The 15,382-nt window shown below is 61.8% G+C and carries 10 protein-coding genes, 1 tRNA gene and 1 pseudogene; 7 read left to right on the plus strand and 5 right to left on the minus strand.

Annotated features, from left to right (window positions below; translation table 11 throughout):
* Nucleotides 1-77: 77 nt before the first annotated feature.
* Complete coding sequence (locus tag FPZ54_RS20015; protein ID WP_222428355.1) at nt 78-407, minus strand: hypothetical protein; 330 nt, start codon at nt 405-407, stop codon at nt 78-80.
* Between the two features lie 581 nt (nt 408-988).
* On the opposite strand from FPZ54_RS20015, the gene FPZ54_RS06595 reads away from it, so the two are divergent.
* Nucleotides 989-4,540, plus strand: coding sequence for a CHASE domain-containing protein (locus FPZ54_RS06595; protein ID WP_145845892.1), 3,552 nt, complete (start codon nt 989-991; stop codon nt 4,538-4,540).
* Nucleotides 4,541-4,618: 78 nt separating this feature from the next.
* Nucleotides 4,619-5,233 carry a response regulator transcription factor gene (locus tag FPZ54_RS06600; RefSeq protein ID WP_145845893.1) on the plus strand — a complete coding sequence of 205 codons (615 nt, stop codon included), beginning with the start codon at nt 4,619-4,621 and terminating at the stop codon, nt 5,231-5,233.
* Nucleotides 5,234-5,284: 51 nt separating this feature from the next.
* On the opposite strand, the gene treF is transcribed toward FPZ54_RS06600, so the two are convergent.
* A complete protein-coding gene (gene treF / locus FPZ54_RS06605; RefSeq protein ID WP_239019740.1) occupies nt 5,285-6,865 on the minus strand; it encodes an alpha,alpha-trehalase TreF in 1,581 nt (526 codons plus the stop codon).
* Nucleotides 6,866-6,972: 107 nt separating this feature from the next.
* Here treF and FPZ54_RS06610 point away from each other — a divergent pair, with 107 nt between their 5' ends.
* From FPZ54_RS06610 to FPZ54_RS20020, 3 genes are all read left to right on the plus strand, one after another.
* Entirely contained in the window at nt 6,973-7,833 is an 861-nt protein-coding gene (locus FPZ54_RS06610; protein ID WP_145845894.1) for a hypothetical protein, read from the plus strand.
* A 46-nt stretch (nt 7,834-7,879) separates the two neighbouring features.
* Nucleotides 7,880-7,955: transfer RNA gene (locus FPZ54_RS06615), tRNA-Thr, on the plus strand.
* 271 nt (nt 7,956-8,226) lie between these two features.
* Nucleotides 8,227-8,403: a hypothetical protein gene (locus FPZ54_RS20020; RefSeq protein ID WP_222428356.1), complete on the plus strand. Its 177-nt coding sequence runs from the start codon at nt 8,227-8,229 to the stop codon at nt 8,401-8,403.
* 57 nt (nt 8,404-8,460) lie between these two features.
* Here the strand turns inward: FPZ54_RS20020 and FPZ54_RS20455 are convergent.
* Nucleotides 8,461-9,477 (minus strand): annotated as a pseudogene (locus FPZ54_RS20455) (recombinase family protein); the annotation flags it as partial.
* Between the two features lie 495 nt (nt 9,478-9,972).
* Here FPZ54_RS20455 and FPZ54_RS06625 point away from each other — a divergent pair.
* Complete coding sequence (locus FPZ54_RS06625; RefSeq protein ID WP_145845896.1) at nt 9,973-11,178, plus strand: hypothetical protein; 1,206 nt, start codon at nt 9,973-9,975, stop codon at nt 11,176-11,178.
* On the opposite strand, the gene FPZ54_RS06630 is transcribed toward FPZ54_RS06625, so the two are convergent.
* The gene (locus FPZ54_RS06630) at nt 11,153-12,760 is read right to left on the minus strand and encodes a type IV secretory system conjugative DNA transfer family protein (RefSeq protein WP_145845898.1); all 1,608 of its coding nucleotides are present in this window, start codon (nt 12,758-12,760) and stop codon (nt 11,153-11,155) included. The genes FPZ54_RS06625 and FPZ54_RS06630 overlap by 26 nt on opposite strands.
* Nucleotides 12,761-12,845: 85 nt before the next feature.
* Nucleotides 12,846-12,977 carry a hypothetical protein gene (locus FPZ54_RS20315; protein ID WP_277872326.1) on the minus strand — a complete coding sequence of 44 codons (132 nt, stop codon included), beginning with the start codon at nt 12,975-12,977 and terminating at the stop codon, nt 12,846-12,848.
* Nucleotides 12,978-13,282: 305 nt separating this feature from the next.
* Between FPZ54_RS20315 and FPZ54_RS06635 the strand changes: the two genes are divergently transcribed.
* Nucleotides 13,283-15,064 (plus strand): SIR2 family protein, encoded by a 1,782-nt coding sequence (locus FPZ54_RS06635; protein WP_145845899.1) that lies wholly within the window; start codon nt 13,283-13,285, stop codon nt 15,062-15,064.
* Nucleotides 15,065-15,382: the final 318 nt, after the last annotated feature.

Raw genomic sequence — 15,382 nt, forward strand, 5'->3', positions numbered from 1 at the left:
ATTTACACCCTCCACTTGGGGTGAAGGCGGTCCGTGACGGCCACGCGTAAGCCCATCGTAAGCGTCTTGCGCAGTTCTCAGAACGGCACGTCATCACCAAGGTCATCGGAAAAGCCGCAACTCGCAGCAGGAGTCGGTCCCTTGCGAGGAGCACTCAAAGCCTTAGGCGGTGCGGGCGCGGGAAGCTGTTTAGTCTCTTCCTCGGCTGCCTTCGCCTCAGCGACGGTCTGCATAATGCTCGTGGTAAGCTTATGGGTGATGTCTACTGACGCCCACACCGTGCCGGGAACAGCCAGGATAAGATACGTGAGACGCGCCACCGCGAGCATGTTTAAGCGGCGCTTCTCCAACTCCTTTTCAAATGCATCTAGCTTTGAGAGCAAGGCTTCGCGCTTGGCCTCTGTCATGTTGCCGTTCTCGATGCATTGCCGAAGACCACTAACGTACGTTCGAATTTGATCTTTGGTCTTAGGCAGAACCTCGACGGAATCTCGTTTCGAGCGGAGACTATTGTCCAGTACTAGCTGCGTGACATAATGATCTAAGTCAGATTTAAACTGTCGATGATCACCGTCCCTGAAGTTGGATTAGTGAGGAACGTCCATCGAGTGAAACGGCTCAATTTCGAACCTTTTGGCCGCTGCGACCACAACGTTCATGAAACTGTAGCGAAGCTCCTCGATTTTTTGCCACTCGTATTGGTTTTCCGGGTCTAACGAGCTGACCTTCGCAGACAAACTCCGCTGAGCGTTGTTTACGAGCTGCATGAACGCGGTCCGAGGATCTTCATCTAAGTCGTCGAGTTCGTCTTGGCTCAAAAACTCCAAAATGCTCATTAACGTTATGCCTCCACCCTGTTGGCTTCAGCTTACCACGAACAGCGGCCCACGCCAGGCGCACACGCGATATCGCACGCCAACCGTAACGCATCCCGTAACATTGCGGGGATGCAGCACGCGTCGGGCTGGTGTAGGCCGGTGCCGTGCAAATGACGGGCGCCCCTTCGTGGTCCACCGCCGCCGGAGCCGATGGCGCTCCGGAACCACCTCCATTTGTCGTTCCCGCGCGCGGCTGGCGATACCGGGTCCAGGCGATTTTGCTGCTCGCGATCTGCTTCGCCATCAGCGGCTTGGTCGCCAAACAGCTTGCCATTCCCCCTGCCCGCGTGACGATGCTGTGGTTCCCCTCCGGTGTCGGGGTGGGCGCGTTGCTGCTCTATGGTCGCTGGCTGTGGCCGGGCGTTTGGGTCGGTTCCTATGTGCTCAACGTCGCGCTGGGCGTGTCGATGGGCGGGGATCTGGAGCGAACGGGCGTGCTCGCGCTGGTCACCGCGACCGGTGCGACGCTTCAGGCACTGGCCGCCGAATGGCTGTTGCGACGCCGGTTCGGCGCGCGGATCGATTTCGCCCAGCCCTCCGCGATAGTCACAGCGATCCTGCTCGGCGTCGTCATCCCGGCGCTCTGCTCTTCGGTCATCGGCCATTTCGGGCTGGTCTTCCTGCGCGATTTCCCGCTCGACCGGCTCCCGTCGAGCCTCGCAACCTGGACGCTGGGGGATGCGCTCGGCATCTTGATGGTGGCGCCCTTTGCGATGATCGGCGAGCGGCGGCAGTTGCGCGCCTATTGGCACGGGCATCCGGTGCGCGGCCTGTACGGCTTCATGGCACTGGGCTTCGGGCTGGGGCTGGCGCTCACCCTGTTCGCCTGGGCCATCGCGCGCGAGCGGGTGTATGAGCGCAACGAAGCCGCCTTTGCAACGCTGACCGCCGAAAGCGAACAGACGTTGCGGAGCCGGCTGAACGCCGCCGCGCGTAGCCTGGACGGCGCCGCCGCGCTGTTCAGCGCGGGCGAGCGGGTGACCTGGCCCGAATGGGTCACCTTTGCCCAGGTGGTCGATATCGAACACTCGCTGCCCGGAATCCGGGATATCGGCTTCATCAAGGCGGTTCCCCAGGACGGGCTGGAGCAATTCAAGGCGGAAGCGGCCCGCGACGGGCTGGCGATCGACACTATCCATCAGGCGCGCGCGTCGGGTTGGCATTATGTCGTCAAATATATCTATCCGCTCGAGACCAACCGCCGGGTGCTCGGGATGGACGCGTCGTTCGATCCTCGGCGCCGGGAAGCGGCTGAGCGCGCCCGCGATTCGGGGACGGCGATCGTTTCGCGCCCCATCGCCTTCGTCCAGTATCGCGGCCCGGGGGCGAGCTTCATCATGCTCCGCCCCGTCTATAGCGGACCGGCCGCGCCGCGCACCGCAGCCGAGCGACAGCGCAGCTTTGTCGGCTGGGTCTATCATCCGTTCACAGCCCCCCGTTTCCTTGGCCAGTTGACCCCGTATCAGGGCACGGAATTCGATCTGAGCATCTCCGTCGATCGCGCCGATGGTGGGGAGGAACGGGTCTATGATTCGACCGCCCCGGACGACCGGAGCGTCCGCAACGCGCAGTTTACCGCATCACGCACATTCGAGGCGCAGGGGCGGCGCTGGACCATTCAGTGGCGCAGCACCCAGGCGTTCGAGAACCGGGTCGCGAGCAACGAGCCGCTGCTGGTGCTGCTCACCGGCCTGACCATCAACATCGCGCTGGCCGCGGTGCTTGCGATCATCGCCCGGCGCGAGTCGATCGTCACGCGGGAGGTGGAGCGGGCGACCGCCGAACTGTCCGAAGCGAACCGGATGCTGATGCTGACCGAGGCGCGCGTGCATGTCGGCCATTGGCGCTATGATGGCAAAACCGATAGCCTGTTCTGGTCCGACGAGGTTTACCGCATCCACGGGCGGAAACCCGGCACGCCGATCGATCGGAAGCAGGCGGCGGCGGCCTATCACCCCGAGGATCGCGATCAGGTCCGCCAGATCGTGACCGCAGCGATCGCCGATGGGACGGAGTTCCAGTATCGCGCGCGGATCGTGCGCCCCAATGGCGATGTGCGGCATCTGTCGTCGATGGGCCGCGCGGAAATCGGCGCCGACGGGGCGACGACGGTGTTCGGCGTGCTCCAGGACGTGACGAGCGAAACCAAGATACGCGCGCAATTGCTGCTCGCGCGCGACGCGGCGCAGGAGGCGGCGCGTGCGCGGGGGGCGTTCCTGGCCAATCTGAGCCATGAGATCCGCACGCCCATGAACGGGGTGATCGGCTTTGCCGACCTGCTGCTCGAAACGTCGCTCAACGCCGATCAGCGCGCCCATGTCCAGATCATCGCCGAATCGGGCGCCAGCATGATGTCGCTGCTCAACGACGTTCTCGACCTGTCGAAGATCGAGGCGGGACATATGGCGCTGGCGAGCGAAGCGATCGACCTGACCGACCTGGCCAATTCGGCGATGCGGATGCTGTTGCCGAGCCTCAGGCAGCGCGCGGTCTTTCTGGAATTGCAGATCGATCCGAAACTGCCGCGGTGGATCATGGGCGACAAGCTGAGGCTGCGCCAGGTGATGCTCAACCTGCTGGGCAACGCGGTGAAATTCACCGAACGCGGGTTTATCCGGCTGGAGATCAGCCGCCATGGCGCGCGGATGCGGTTCGCCATTGTCGATACCGGCGTCGGCATTCCCCCGGAGCGGCTGGACGATATTTTCGGATCGTTCGTCCAGATTGACGCGAGCGCGCGCACCGCCGGCGTGGGAACCGGGCTGGGGCTGGCGATCAGCGATTCGCTGGTCCGACTGATGGGCGGTCGCCTGAAGGTAGAGAGCAAGCCCGGCGTGGGCAGCACCTTTTTCTTCACCCTGCCCTGCATCGTCGCACCCGATAGCGCGACCGATTTCGGCGGCGCCGATGCGCCCCCCGCTTCGCTGACCGTTCCACCGGCCCGTATCCTGCTGGCCGAGGATAACGACATCAACCAGGCGTTGATGCGCGCCACTGCCCGACAGCTCGGCCTGGAGCTTGATGTCGTCGATAACGGGGCGGAAGCGGTCGCGCGTGTCGAACAGGCCGAGCGCGACGGGGCGCCCTATGACCTCGTATTGATGGACGTGCAGATGCCGGTGATGAACGGCCTGGTCGCGACCGAAAGACTGCGCGCGAGCGGACACACGGCAGATCGGCTGCCGATCATCGCGCTGACCGCCAACGTCTATCAGGACGATGTCGATGCCTGTATCGCCGCGGGGATGCAGGCGCATCTTGCCAAGCCGTTGCGCCGAGAGGCGCTGGAGCGGGCGATCGCAATCTGGGCCAGGCGGAGCCGCCCGATCCCCTCGACCAGCGGGACCGCGCCTGCCCCCGCCCCTGCTGACGCGATCCCGGCGGTTTTGGTAGAACGCTATACCAAGCGGCGCGCCGAACTCGTCGATCTGCTGCGCGCCTTCGATACCGTAGCGGCGAGCGACACGCAGCGTGTCACCAAGCTACTGTCGGAAGTACATAAACTCGCCGGAACGGCCGCGCATTTCGGCGACGCGGCGGCGGGGGAAGCGGCGCGGGAGACCGAACGCGCAATGATTGATGCGACGCCCGAAGAACGGCTAGCGCTGGCCCGCAAGTTGTTGACGATTCTAGAAACCCACTCCCCGCAAGTGTCATCTTAAGTTGGACTGCGGACGGCTATGGTGCATTTGCCGTGTACCCCGTATATCTACGGAAACAACTCTTGTTAGCGAACGCCCATGCCCCGCACGATTCACATCGTTGACGATGACGATCTGGCACGCGATGTGATCGCAAGCCTGGTCGGAACGCTGCCCGGCGTAACCGTTCATGCGTGGGATTCGGCCGAGCGTTTCCTCGCCGCCGCGCAGGACGGCGCCGATCCCGGCGTAGTCCTGCTGGATCTGAACATGCCGGGCCTGTCGGGGAACGAGGCGCTCAAATCGCTCGATCATCAGCGCTTCGCCGCGATCATCGTGTCCGGCCAGGGCGAGATCACCTCGGCGGTCGAATCGCTGAAGCGCGGGGCCATCGACTTTATCGAGAAGCCGTTCACGCTGGAAAAGCTGCTGGGCCCGCTCAAGGTCGCGTTCCAGGCGCTCGACCGCAACCTGACCGCAGAGCGCACCAGCGATCATAATCGCGAGCGACTGGATACGCTGAGCGAGCGCGAGGTCGAAATCCTGTCCCTGCTCGTCGATGGCCTCACCAATCGCGAGGTTGCCGAGAAGCTGGGGCTGAGCGTCCGCACGGTCGAATCGCACCGCGCGCGGATCATGCTCAAGCTCGACGTGTCGAGCTTTGCAGAGGCGATCCGGCTCGCCGTGCTGGCGGGTATCGAGACGCCGCGTTAAGGACGCTGTCGCTGGCCGATCGGGTGGCGGAGCAAAGCGGGGCCGCCGTCCCTAATCCCCAATCCCCCAGCGCGCCATCATCGCGCGGGTGACTCCGTTGGTCCAGCCGAACCCATCCTGAAGCGGATATTCTCCGCCCCCGCCGGGACGCACCGTTTCGACGTCATATTTCTCCACCAGCTTGCCGCTCGATTGATAGCCGCGCTGCACCGTCGCAACCCATCGCGCCGCGATCCTGCGCGCCGGGCCGTCATGGCCATAGGCCAGTAGCCCGTCCGCCGCGATCCATTGCAACGGCGCCCAACCATTGGGCGCGTCCCATTGCTGCCCGGTATCGATCCGCGTGGTGCGCAGCCCGCCCGGCGCGATCAGCTTCGCGTCGATCGTGGCGGCGACGCGCGCGGCGCGCTGGGGCGACGCAAGCCGGGTGAACAGCGGATAGGCGGTGACGGCGGACAGGCCCGGGCGGATGCGACCCGCATCGCGATCATAGTCGCCATAGCGCCCCTCCGCATCGTCCCACAGCCAGCGCTCGACAGCCTGTCGCCGGGCATCGGCGCGCCGTTCGAACGACGCGGCGCAGGGACGGACGAGCACGCGGCAGCGCGCAGCGATGGCGCGCTCCATGCCGTAGAGGAGGCTGTTGAGATCGGCCGGGACGAGATCGGTCGTGTCGATCGTCGCCAGCGTGCGCCCGTCCGCGAGCCAGCGCGAGGAGAAATCCCATCCGCTCTCCGCCGCGGCGCGCAGATGGCGATAGACCGTAGCGGCCGGGCGCCCACTGGCACGCGCGGTCTCTACATCCTCGCGGAAACTCTCGTCGCGCGGCGTGTCGAGATCGTCCCAATAGCGGTTGAGTAGCGCACCATCGGCCATCGTCACCACCCGCCCGCCGCGCATCCAATAGTCGTGTTCGGCGATCAGCGCGTCGAGGCGGCGCCCGAGCACCGCCGGGTCGCGCATGTCGGACAGGTCCATCATCGCGTAGAGAAAGGGCGGCTGCGAACGGCTGAGATAATAGCTGCGCGCGCCGTTCGGGACATGGCCGTGCCGTTCGACCAGCGCGACAAAGCCATCGACCATCCCCTCGATCAGGTCGCGCCGCCCGTCCTCGCGCAGCCCCAGCATCGTGAAATAGCTGTCCCAGTAATAAATTTCGCGGAACCGCCCGCCCGGCACGACATGAGCGCCGTCGAATGCGAGCGCGGAACCGCCCGGTTCGGGCTCCACCGGCGGGCGGGCGAGATCGTCCCACAGGGCGCGGATATGCGGGAGCAGCGGTCGCGAAGGTCGCGAAGGCTGATCGGCGACCGGGGCTTGCTCCGCGGGCAGGTCGAAATTCGCCTGTACGAAGGCGCGCAGCTCGGCATCTGTGCGGCGGGCGGCCACGCGATAATCGGCGAGGATCGCCCGGGGATCGCGGCGGGGAACGGCGTCAACGAAGGTCTTTCCATCGGCGAAGAGGCGCCGCATCTGCACCTCGACGAACAGAGGACCGAACAGCTGGGCGGGACTTTGCGCTATGGCTGCACGCGAAACCTCGCCGCGCTGAAGCGGAGATGTCGCACACCCCGGTGCCAGAGCGAGCAGCGCTGCGGCGAGTGTCACTCGGGCGCTGGCGTAATGTGGCAAGGCGGATCCTCCCCGTTGCGATGCTGCCGGGATAATGAACGAGCGGCCCGGAATGTCCCAGATAGTGCAGGTTGCGACGCGCGGCGATCGGGTGCAGTGCGCGGACGATGCCTCCTTCCCCCACCCATTTTCGCCGCTTCGCCGCGATCGACTGGTCGGGGGCGAAGGGAGCACGGCACCCCGGGATCGCGATAGGGGTGTGCGACAGCGGCGATGCGGCGCCGGTTCTGGTGTCACCGCCCGGCGGACTCTGGTCGCGGGCCGAGGTGCTCGATTGGGTGCGCGCCCACGCGGATATTCCGATGCTGATCGGCTTCGATTTCAGCTTCTCCGCACCGTTCCTGGCGCGCGGGGCGCATCTGCCCGGCGAGACCGCAAGCACCACGGCGCGGCAACTCTGGGCGCATGTCGACGCCGCATCCGACGAAACGGATCTGGGCGCCGCCGGGTTCCTGGAGGCGCGACGCGGCACCCATTTCTATCTGGGCGCGGCGGACGGGACCAAGGCGGACTTCCTCCATTGGCGTGCATGTGAGGTGGCGCATGATGGCAGCACCAAGCCATCGACCGTGTTCGACGCGATCGGGGCGGCGCAGGTGGCCAAGGCGAGTTTCGCGGGGATGCGGCTGCTCCACCGGCTCGACGGGCGGGTGCCGGTCTGGCCGTTCGATCCGGTGCCCGACCGCGGCGCGGTGGTGGTCGAAATCTATACCGCCATCGCCGCCCGCGCCGCCGGACTGCGCAAGGGCCGGTCGAAATTGCGCGACGCGACGGCACTGGACGCCGGCCTTGCGGCGCTGGGGTCACGACCGCACGCACCGCTCGAACGCTATACCGACCATGCAACCGATGCGCTTCTGACCGCCGCCTGGCTTCGCCGCGCGGCGAATGACGCGACGCTTTGGCATCCGCCGGCCATGACCCGCGAAATTGCAGTCAGCGAGGGCTGGACCTTCGGCATCGCTTGACGCAAAGGAACGCGATCCAGATGCGGGCCGCGCTCAGGCCCGCCGCGCCGGTTTAGCTCAGCTGGTAGAGCAGCGGTTTTGTAAACCGAAGGTCGCGGGTTCGATTCCTGCAACCGGCACCATCTTCTCCCTTCCCCCGGACAAATCCGATAAAAGCGTGAAGGGAGAGGCGGTTACGGCGGTTCTAAACCCGGTTCCGCGCAGATATTGCAGGTTGTCGGCGAAGGCGAGCTTCAGAACGATTCGTTTGTAGGCAAAATTGCCGGAAACCCATATTTTATGCGGGTTTGCGAGGAACGTCATGGCGGTTCTAAATGCCGCGTCAAAATCCTTCGGCGTCCGGCCTGATTTCGACAGGCTTTCGCGAAGCTCGGCCTTGCGGACCTCCAGCCCTTGGATGCGGCTTTCATAGGCTTTGATGAGCGTTGGGCTTTCGGCGTCCATCACGCGGTCGATAAGCTGGGTGACATTGCCCTCGATCTGACGGATTTCAGCTTCCCAGCCCTTCTTGCGGGATTTGATCCCGTCGATGCGGATATTCCAAAGTTTGCGGAACACCTCATAGGCTAGCACGACCATATCCTGCGTCGGCCTCATGTCCTGTAAGATGGCCTCGAACTCGCCCTCGATCCGGTCGCGCGGAACGGCCTTGCCGTATTCGGAGCAATCTTTGCTGGGGCAGTGATAATAGGCGTAGTGCTTGTTGCGGCCCTTTGCCCAATAGCTGGTCAGGCGCGTATCGCAGCAACCGCAGGTGACGAACCCGCGCAGCGCAAAATCTTCACCCAGATTCTTGCGACCCGGCACCTTGGCCGTGCCTTTGAGCCGATCCTGAATCTTGCGGAATGTTTCGAAGCTGATCAACGCCTCGTGCTGCGCGGGGCGCAGCGGGACATTCCAGCGTGCGACCTCGATATGGCCTGAGTAGAGAACCTGATTGAGCATATCATGGACTCGCTGGCCGTGGACGTCGCCGCGATAGGTGCGCGGATAATCCGGCTGGCTTTCAAGGAACCGCTGCACCTCGGCCTGTGTCGCGAAACGACCTGAGGCGAACCCCTGCAACGCTTCGCGCACGATTGAGGCCATCGGCTCATGCGGCACGAGCAGCTTGTTCTTGCCCCGGCTGTCCGTCACTTCGGCGAACTTGTAGCCGATTGGCGGCTGGAACACCCAAAAGCCGTCAAGGCAGCGCGAACGCATCCGGTTCAGCGTCTGCTCGGCGTTCTTCTCGCGCTGGTGCTGATAGGAACTGGCGAGGACATTCTCGACGAAGCGGCCATCGCTGTCCTCGCGGAACTGGTGCGAGGGCGATACCATGATCGCGCCGGCGCGTTTGACGGCGGCGCGGAGTTGCTGGTGCGCGACGACATCGCGGGCAAGGCGCGACAGGTCGTCTATGATTACGAAGTAGGTTTGCTTCTGGCCACGCAGAAATTTGAGCATGGCCTTCATTTCAGGCCGGTCGGATTTCGCGCCGGTATAATCGTCGCGGAAGACGCGAACGACGAAATAGTCGTTGCGCTCTGCATATTCGCGGCAGCGGGTTTCCTGACTGTCGAGGCCATGGCCATCGGTCTTTTGTTTGGGGTCGGACACACGGCAGTAGATCACCGCCTGTTGTCCGTTGATCGCGTTGGTCATGTCTCCTTCTTTCCGGCTGCCTCGTCTTGGGCAGCGCCGTTGAAATCCAGTTGCGCGGTATGCTCCAATTCTAGCTGAAGCGGCGGGAGATCGGAACCAAGATCATCGCTTGTCCCCAGCGCAAAGCTTTCAAGCGCCTTGATGACGAACGGATCGAGCAACGCCTCACAGAGTTCGAGTTGCGCGCGGCCATCGGCTTCCGCGATGCCGCGCGCTTCAAAGAAGGGCCGAAAATCATCGTAGGATAGCAGCATGGCGCGAAAACCCGTCCGCGCCTGGGCGTCAGCCCAAGCGCGATAATATGTTGATGTGATTGGAAGAATAGCCGCTCGATCCCGCTCTCATGGGGGGATACAAACGAAAAGGCCCGCACGAGGCGGGCCGATCAGGGTGCAAGTCTGGCTATGTTGCCGGGATTAGAACATAAATGGAACGAAAAGTCGAGACAAATCGGCGTTTGGCAGATATAAGTCTGGCGAGCAGAAGCGACCGACGATGCAAACCGTATACCTCGATACGTCTGACTATTCCCGCTTCGGCGACGTATTGCGAGGCAAGGGCGACCCGCAGACAGAACGCATTTTTGACCAGCTCATCCGCCTGAAGGAGGGGGGAGTAGCGCAGTTCGCCTATTCTATGCCCGTGCTGAGCGAGTTACTCCAATATGACGAAGATCATGCCGAGACCACGACGCACAAGGCTCAGGCCGTGGAGATGCTATGCGGCAGCAACGCCTTTATCTGGCCGGGACGCCTGATCGCGTGGGAGGTTTCGGTCGCAGCCGCAAAGAACGACCTGTCTGAACACCCATTGCTCGCATCACCGCTCAGTGAAGCTGCGAACTGGTTTCCCAACGTTGAAGGTGCTCTGGACGATTTGAAGGGCGGATTTCAACGAACTCTAAACGAGGCTCTCGCCGACATCACGCCCGTTAACCGAAAGCAGCGGCGAACGATCGAAGCCCATGTTCGCAAACTGAGCATGACCAAGATGGTCAATGCGGCTGCACCGGAATTCGCAGACAAATACGGCCTGAAAGTTTCAGATGTCCAACGCTCGCTGATTGCCGTTCTTGAGGATAAGATATCGCCGTCGGAAGGCGCAAAGCGCCTCTTTTCGGCGATAGCCACGCCCACGACCTTCATTCACACCTATTTCAAAGGCTACGACGGGAAGAAGGATTTCCCCGCATGGATGTCCAGTCTTGGGGCGAAGTTACAATCAGGCCTAATGGAAGGCAGGGAGAAGTTAAGCGCGATAGACATATCGCTACTGTCACCGGATTTTATCCGGTCAGGCTTCGAGGAAACAGCCCCAGAATATGGGTCAATGGTGCTGCGCCTCGCATCATCCGAAGCGACTGAATTTGGTTTGGAGCAAGCTGTCATTGACCTTTACGCCCATCGCCAAGACCTCGCCAATGAAGTGTCATGCTGGCGAAATTTTACCCGCTTTATTCCAGCCTTTATGATGGCCAATCTTGGCCTGCGGGGCGATGGCTATGCGCCGGAGCGCAGCGCGGGCGGCGATATCATACACTCGTTTTATCTGCCGTATTGCGATCTCTGGCGCGGCGACCGCCGCTTTTCGCATATATTGAAGCAAGCACTGCCGGATCAGGCACACAGGATCGTCTCACGACTGGCGGATTTGCCGAAGTTGGTTGAAGCGGGTGCTAGCGATAGCCCTCCACATAGCTGATCCCGTCGCGATATTGCGGGTAGTGCGCCAGTTCCGGCCTGCGCTCTGTGATGATGCGGCGCTCCGTGCTGCCAAACGTGCCGGGGAGCCGAACGCGGTCCAGCGGCGGATGATAAGGGTTGGGCAGCCATAGGCCATTGAGGCTCCTGGTCGAGTAATAGGGATACTTGTCGGCAAGGATCGGCGGCAAATCGAGGCCTGAGATGAAACTGATCATCTTGCCATCGCCCATGCCGATGATCTCGTCGGGGGTCATCAGCAGCCGGGACATCTTGGTCCGCGCATTGGCGGCGTCACGATAGTGGTGATAGTCGATGGCGGCCTTCGCGGGATCGCCGCCGGACATGAAGTTGCGCATTGCTTCGTTCTGCAAGCGCCGCGCCGCGTCGGTCTGGAGCTTGTCGGTATATTCGAGGGTCTCGCTGCCCAGCATATCGGACAGCAATCGCGCGGTCGGATAATCGCGCACGCCGAAGAAACAGCGCCATTGCGCCGAACCGATGAATCCTGTGATGGCTTCCCGCCCGAAGTTTCTAGAAATCTGGTCAACATCTTGAAAAACAGCGATTGTTTTCACACCTTCGCCGCGACCGATGGTGAAGGCTGCGAGCAATTCTTCGAATCTGCCCATCTGACCGGCCTCATCGACCAATAGCGTCAGGCGTCGGGCTTGCGGCGCTCTTGCCTTGTAGATCATCGCGACGACGAACATCACGCGCAGCACGGACGCCCATTGCGCGATGTAGCGGCGCGGCACCATCAGGAACAGGCTGGTGAGTTGCTCGGAGGTCAGGTCGCGCAGCGAGAAGTCGGGATATTCCAGCGAAGCGGAAAGAACCGGATCGTTGAGAAACGACAGGTTGGCCTTGATGGTCGATAATATCAGCCCGAACTCGTTCGAGGTCGAATGGCGCTGCGCCTGCCACATATCGGCGGCTGCGGCGCGAACATCGTGAAACGGGGAGTGATCCATCGCATCGAGCTGAAAGGCCCATGCTTCCGCGTCCGAGCGGATCGACTGGATCGTGCGCCAGAGCATTGGAAAGGTGACATGGCCGCATCGCTCGACTAGCGATTTGAGCAGCGCGGTGATCCATTCCCGCGCCTTCTTCTCGAAATGATGGCCGTGATTGCCGCCGCTGCCGACCAGCGGGATCATGCACGCGGCAAGGTCCGCGCAATCGCCATGAAAATTAGGATTGTCGAAGGTCAGGAGATCGAGCGGGTTGCAGCGATGACTCGCCATCCCGTGCAGGCCGGTGGGGTTCCACAGATAGACGAAGGCGTTCCAGCGCAGAAAGCTGCTGATCGTGACGGCAGCAAGTTCGCCTTTCGGATCGCAGACCAGCAACGGATGCATACCGCCCCGAATGATCGTTTCGACCAGCCAGTCGCGCCCTTTGCCCGCGCCCGATCCGGCAATGACGATGCCGGGGCTGTCGGAACGCAGGAACATCTGCCGGTTGCCCTTGTAACCGACGAACAGGCCGTCCTTGTCGAACAGGCCAGCGGACTCGATGTCGCGCTCATTGGCCCATCGCGCCATCCCGTGGCGCAAGTCTTCGCGTTTGGGATCGATCATGATTTGTCTCGATGATTTTGAGGAAAGCCAAACGAAAAGGGCGGGAGTTTCCTCCCGCCCTTCCGCGCCCGCTGGCTACCTGCCGTTATGAGCAGGTCTGGAGCAGCACCAGCGCGACGCCACCCCAGAAGAGCCAGCCCCACGGGAAGCGCTTCTTCTTGCGGCGGTAGACGCTGCCAACCCGTTCCCACTCATCAGGATTGATGATTTCACCCATGTCCGTTCTCCGTCTTTGATGCCGCTTGGATCAGCGGCATGGAGATCGGATAATCCAGCCGGTGCGCTGGTTCGGGGGGATAGCCAATTTCGGAGATGGTGAATCCCGCTGCGTTCAATCGGCTCTTATGCGGAGTTGGCGATTCCCTCGCTATCACGAGTTGTTGGGTGTTGCGTCCCTTCATATCCGCCCTGATCCCATAACTCAGGTGAGACTGGACGAAACCACAGCAATTTCTGACGTCGGTCGTTCGATTGTGCTAATATCCGGGCTTGGTCAACCTAGGGTAACACTGGTCGATTTTGATGGGTCTTCTTGCTAACGACGCGATCACGCAGCTCTCGTTTTCGATATACGAGAACAGGGGAGTTTTTGCGCTGTTGCTTGGCTCCGGGCTATCGCGAGCTGCCGAAATTCCAACAGGCTGGGAAATTACGCTTGATTTGGTCCGGCGTGTCGGGGAGGCACGCGGCGCGGAGGCTCAGACTGATTGGGCGCAGTGGTATCGCGAAGAGACGGGCGAGGAACCGAACTATTCCACTCTGCTGGAGGAATTGGCCTCGTCTCCGGAAGAACGACGTTCGATCCTCCACAGCTATATCGAGCCTACAGAGCAGGATCGAGAAGAGGGCCGAAAGATACCGACGGCGGCGCACCGAGCTGTCGCGCAGTTGGTCCGCACAGGACATTTACGCGTCATCATCACAACCAACTTTGATCGCCTGATGGAGAACGCCCTGCGCGAAGTTGGTGTTGAACCAACTATCGTCGCCTCGATTGATGCCTTGCACGGCGCGGAGCCGATTACGCATAGCACGTGCTACATCCTCAAACTTCATGGCGACTACAAGGACGCTCGCATCCTCAACACAGATGAGGAACTGCGGGGTTATCCGGTGCAATATGACGCCTTACTCGATCGAATTTTCGACGAATTTGGTTTGGTTGTTTGTGGTTGGTCTGGGGAGTGGGATCATGCCCTTCGCGCAGCGATGCTCCGCACACCAAACAGGCGCTACTCGCTGTTCTGGGCTACCCGTGGCAGGATTGGCTCAGGCGCTCAGGAGTTGATTGATCATCGTCGGGCGCGGGTGATCGAGATCGGCGACGCGGATACATTCTTCACTTCGGTTGCTCAGCGCGTCGAGACGCTCGAAAAATCACGCCGTCAAAACCCGCGCAGCATCGAGCTGTTAGTCGGGACGACCAAGCGCTACCTCGCCAAGCCCGAATATCGCATCCAGTTGGATGAGTTGTTCGTGGACGAGTGCAAGCGCCTGATTGAGGTTCTAGACTCTGGTGATTTCGCGCCTCATGGATCAATCACATCTGCCGACATTGTGTCACGCGTACAGCGATATGAGGCCGCCACCGAAGCGCTGGCGCTGATGGCCGGCACGCTTGGTCGATGGGGTGATGGCACGGAACTGCCGCTCGTCCTGGACCTCTTGCAAACGATTAGATCGCACGCTGGGCAAATAGGAAACGGGCTGACCGCTTGGATAGAGCTACGGTCTTACCCCGCGGTATTGATTTTCACGAGCTACGGAATTGGTTTGACGCGTGCGTCGCGCTGGTCCGCGCTGCACGGACTTCTAACGGCGTCCATGCCTAAGCCCTATCGGGAATCAGAACCAGCGGTGAGGGTGCTGTTCCTTTCGGCTTGGGCGGGGGGCGAGAACAATTTCTGGCAGCACTTGGAGGGGCTGGATCGCCGGAAAACCGCGCTAAGCGATCATTTGCGCGATGTTTTCGAGAATTGGTCAAAGAGTTTCGTGGGAATGGTGCCTGACTTCGAACTGCTGTTTGAGCGTTTTGAAGTCCTTGCGTCCATCGCGTCTCTAGATACGGTGGAAACCGAAGCACTCAAACAAACACTTGCTGATGCGTCGAGACGAGACTTCGTCTGGATGCCAGTCGGTCGGTCCGCGTGGCATACCGACACGCGGGAGCGTCTATTTAAGGAGCTTGAATCCGAGCCGATCAGGCAGGCGCTTCTTGAAGCCGGATTTGCACGCGGCAGCTCTGAGCACTACGCTTCGGTGCTCACCAACTATAACCGAATGGCGAGCCGAATTTCGTGGTGAGTTTCCGGTTCCAGTTACGCGACCCATGCATTCGGTTGGCCCATCGGCCTGCCGGACCTTAGATGATACGACGCTTAGTTGCTGGTCGATGGGGAAGAATCGTCACGGACGATCCTGCGGGGAGAGCGAAGTCTCCCCGATGGCGCTGATCCGGCCCTGACCAAAAGGCGTATAGCCTGCTTGGACACGGGAGCGATAGAGCGCCAAAAGCCGGGAGGGATGCAACGGGAGGCGCGCAGCGGGTCTCCCTTGCCAAGGTGTCGAGGTAGTACCTCGAACATCTTGCGATCCAGCCTATCAGGCACATCTCGCACAAAT

Origin of the sequence: Sphingomonas suaedae, assembly GCF_007833215.1 — a bacterium.
Lineage (GTDB): Bacteria > Pseudomonadota > Alphaproteobacteria > Sphingomonadales > Sphingomonadaceae > Sphingomonas > Sphingomonas suaedae.

What these genes read in the sequence shown, in the direction of transcription:
- FPZ54_RS06630 (WP_145845898.1), bottom strand. Translation starts at nt 12,760, where the DNA reads ATGATCGATCCCAAACGCGAAGACTTGCGCCACGGGATGGCGCGATGG.
- FPZ54_RS20315 (WP_277872326.1), bottom strand. Translation starts at nt 12,977, where the DNA reads ATGGGTGAAATCATCAATCCTGATGAGTGGGAACGGGTTGGCAGCGTC.
- FPZ54_RS20015 (WP_222428355.1), bottom strand. Translation starts at nt 407, where the DNA reads ATGACAGAGGCCAAGCGCGAAGCCTTGCTCTCAAAGCTAGATGCATTT.
- FPZ54_RS06595 (WP_145845892.1), top strand. Translation starts at nt 989, where the DNA reads ATGACGGGCGCCCCTTCGTGGTCCACCGCCGCCGGAGCCGATGGCGCT.
- FPZ54_RS06610 (WP_145845894.1), top strand. Translation starts at nt 6,973, where the DNA reads ATGCCTCCTTCCCCCACCCATTTTCGCCGCTTCGCCGCGATCGACTGG.
- FPZ54_RS06625 (WP_145845896.1), top strand. Translation starts at nt 9,973, where the DNA reads ATGCAAACCGTATACCTCGATACGTCTGACTATTCCCGCTTCGGCGAC.
- FPZ54_RS06600 (WP_145845893.1), top strand. Translation starts at nt 4,619, where the DNA reads ATGCCCCGCACGATTCACATCGTTGACGATGACGATCTGGCACGCGAT.
- FPZ54_RS06635 (WP_145845899.1), top strand. Translation starts at nt 13,283, where the DNA reads ATGGGTCTTCTTGCTAACGACGCGATCACGCAGCTCTCGTTTTCGATA.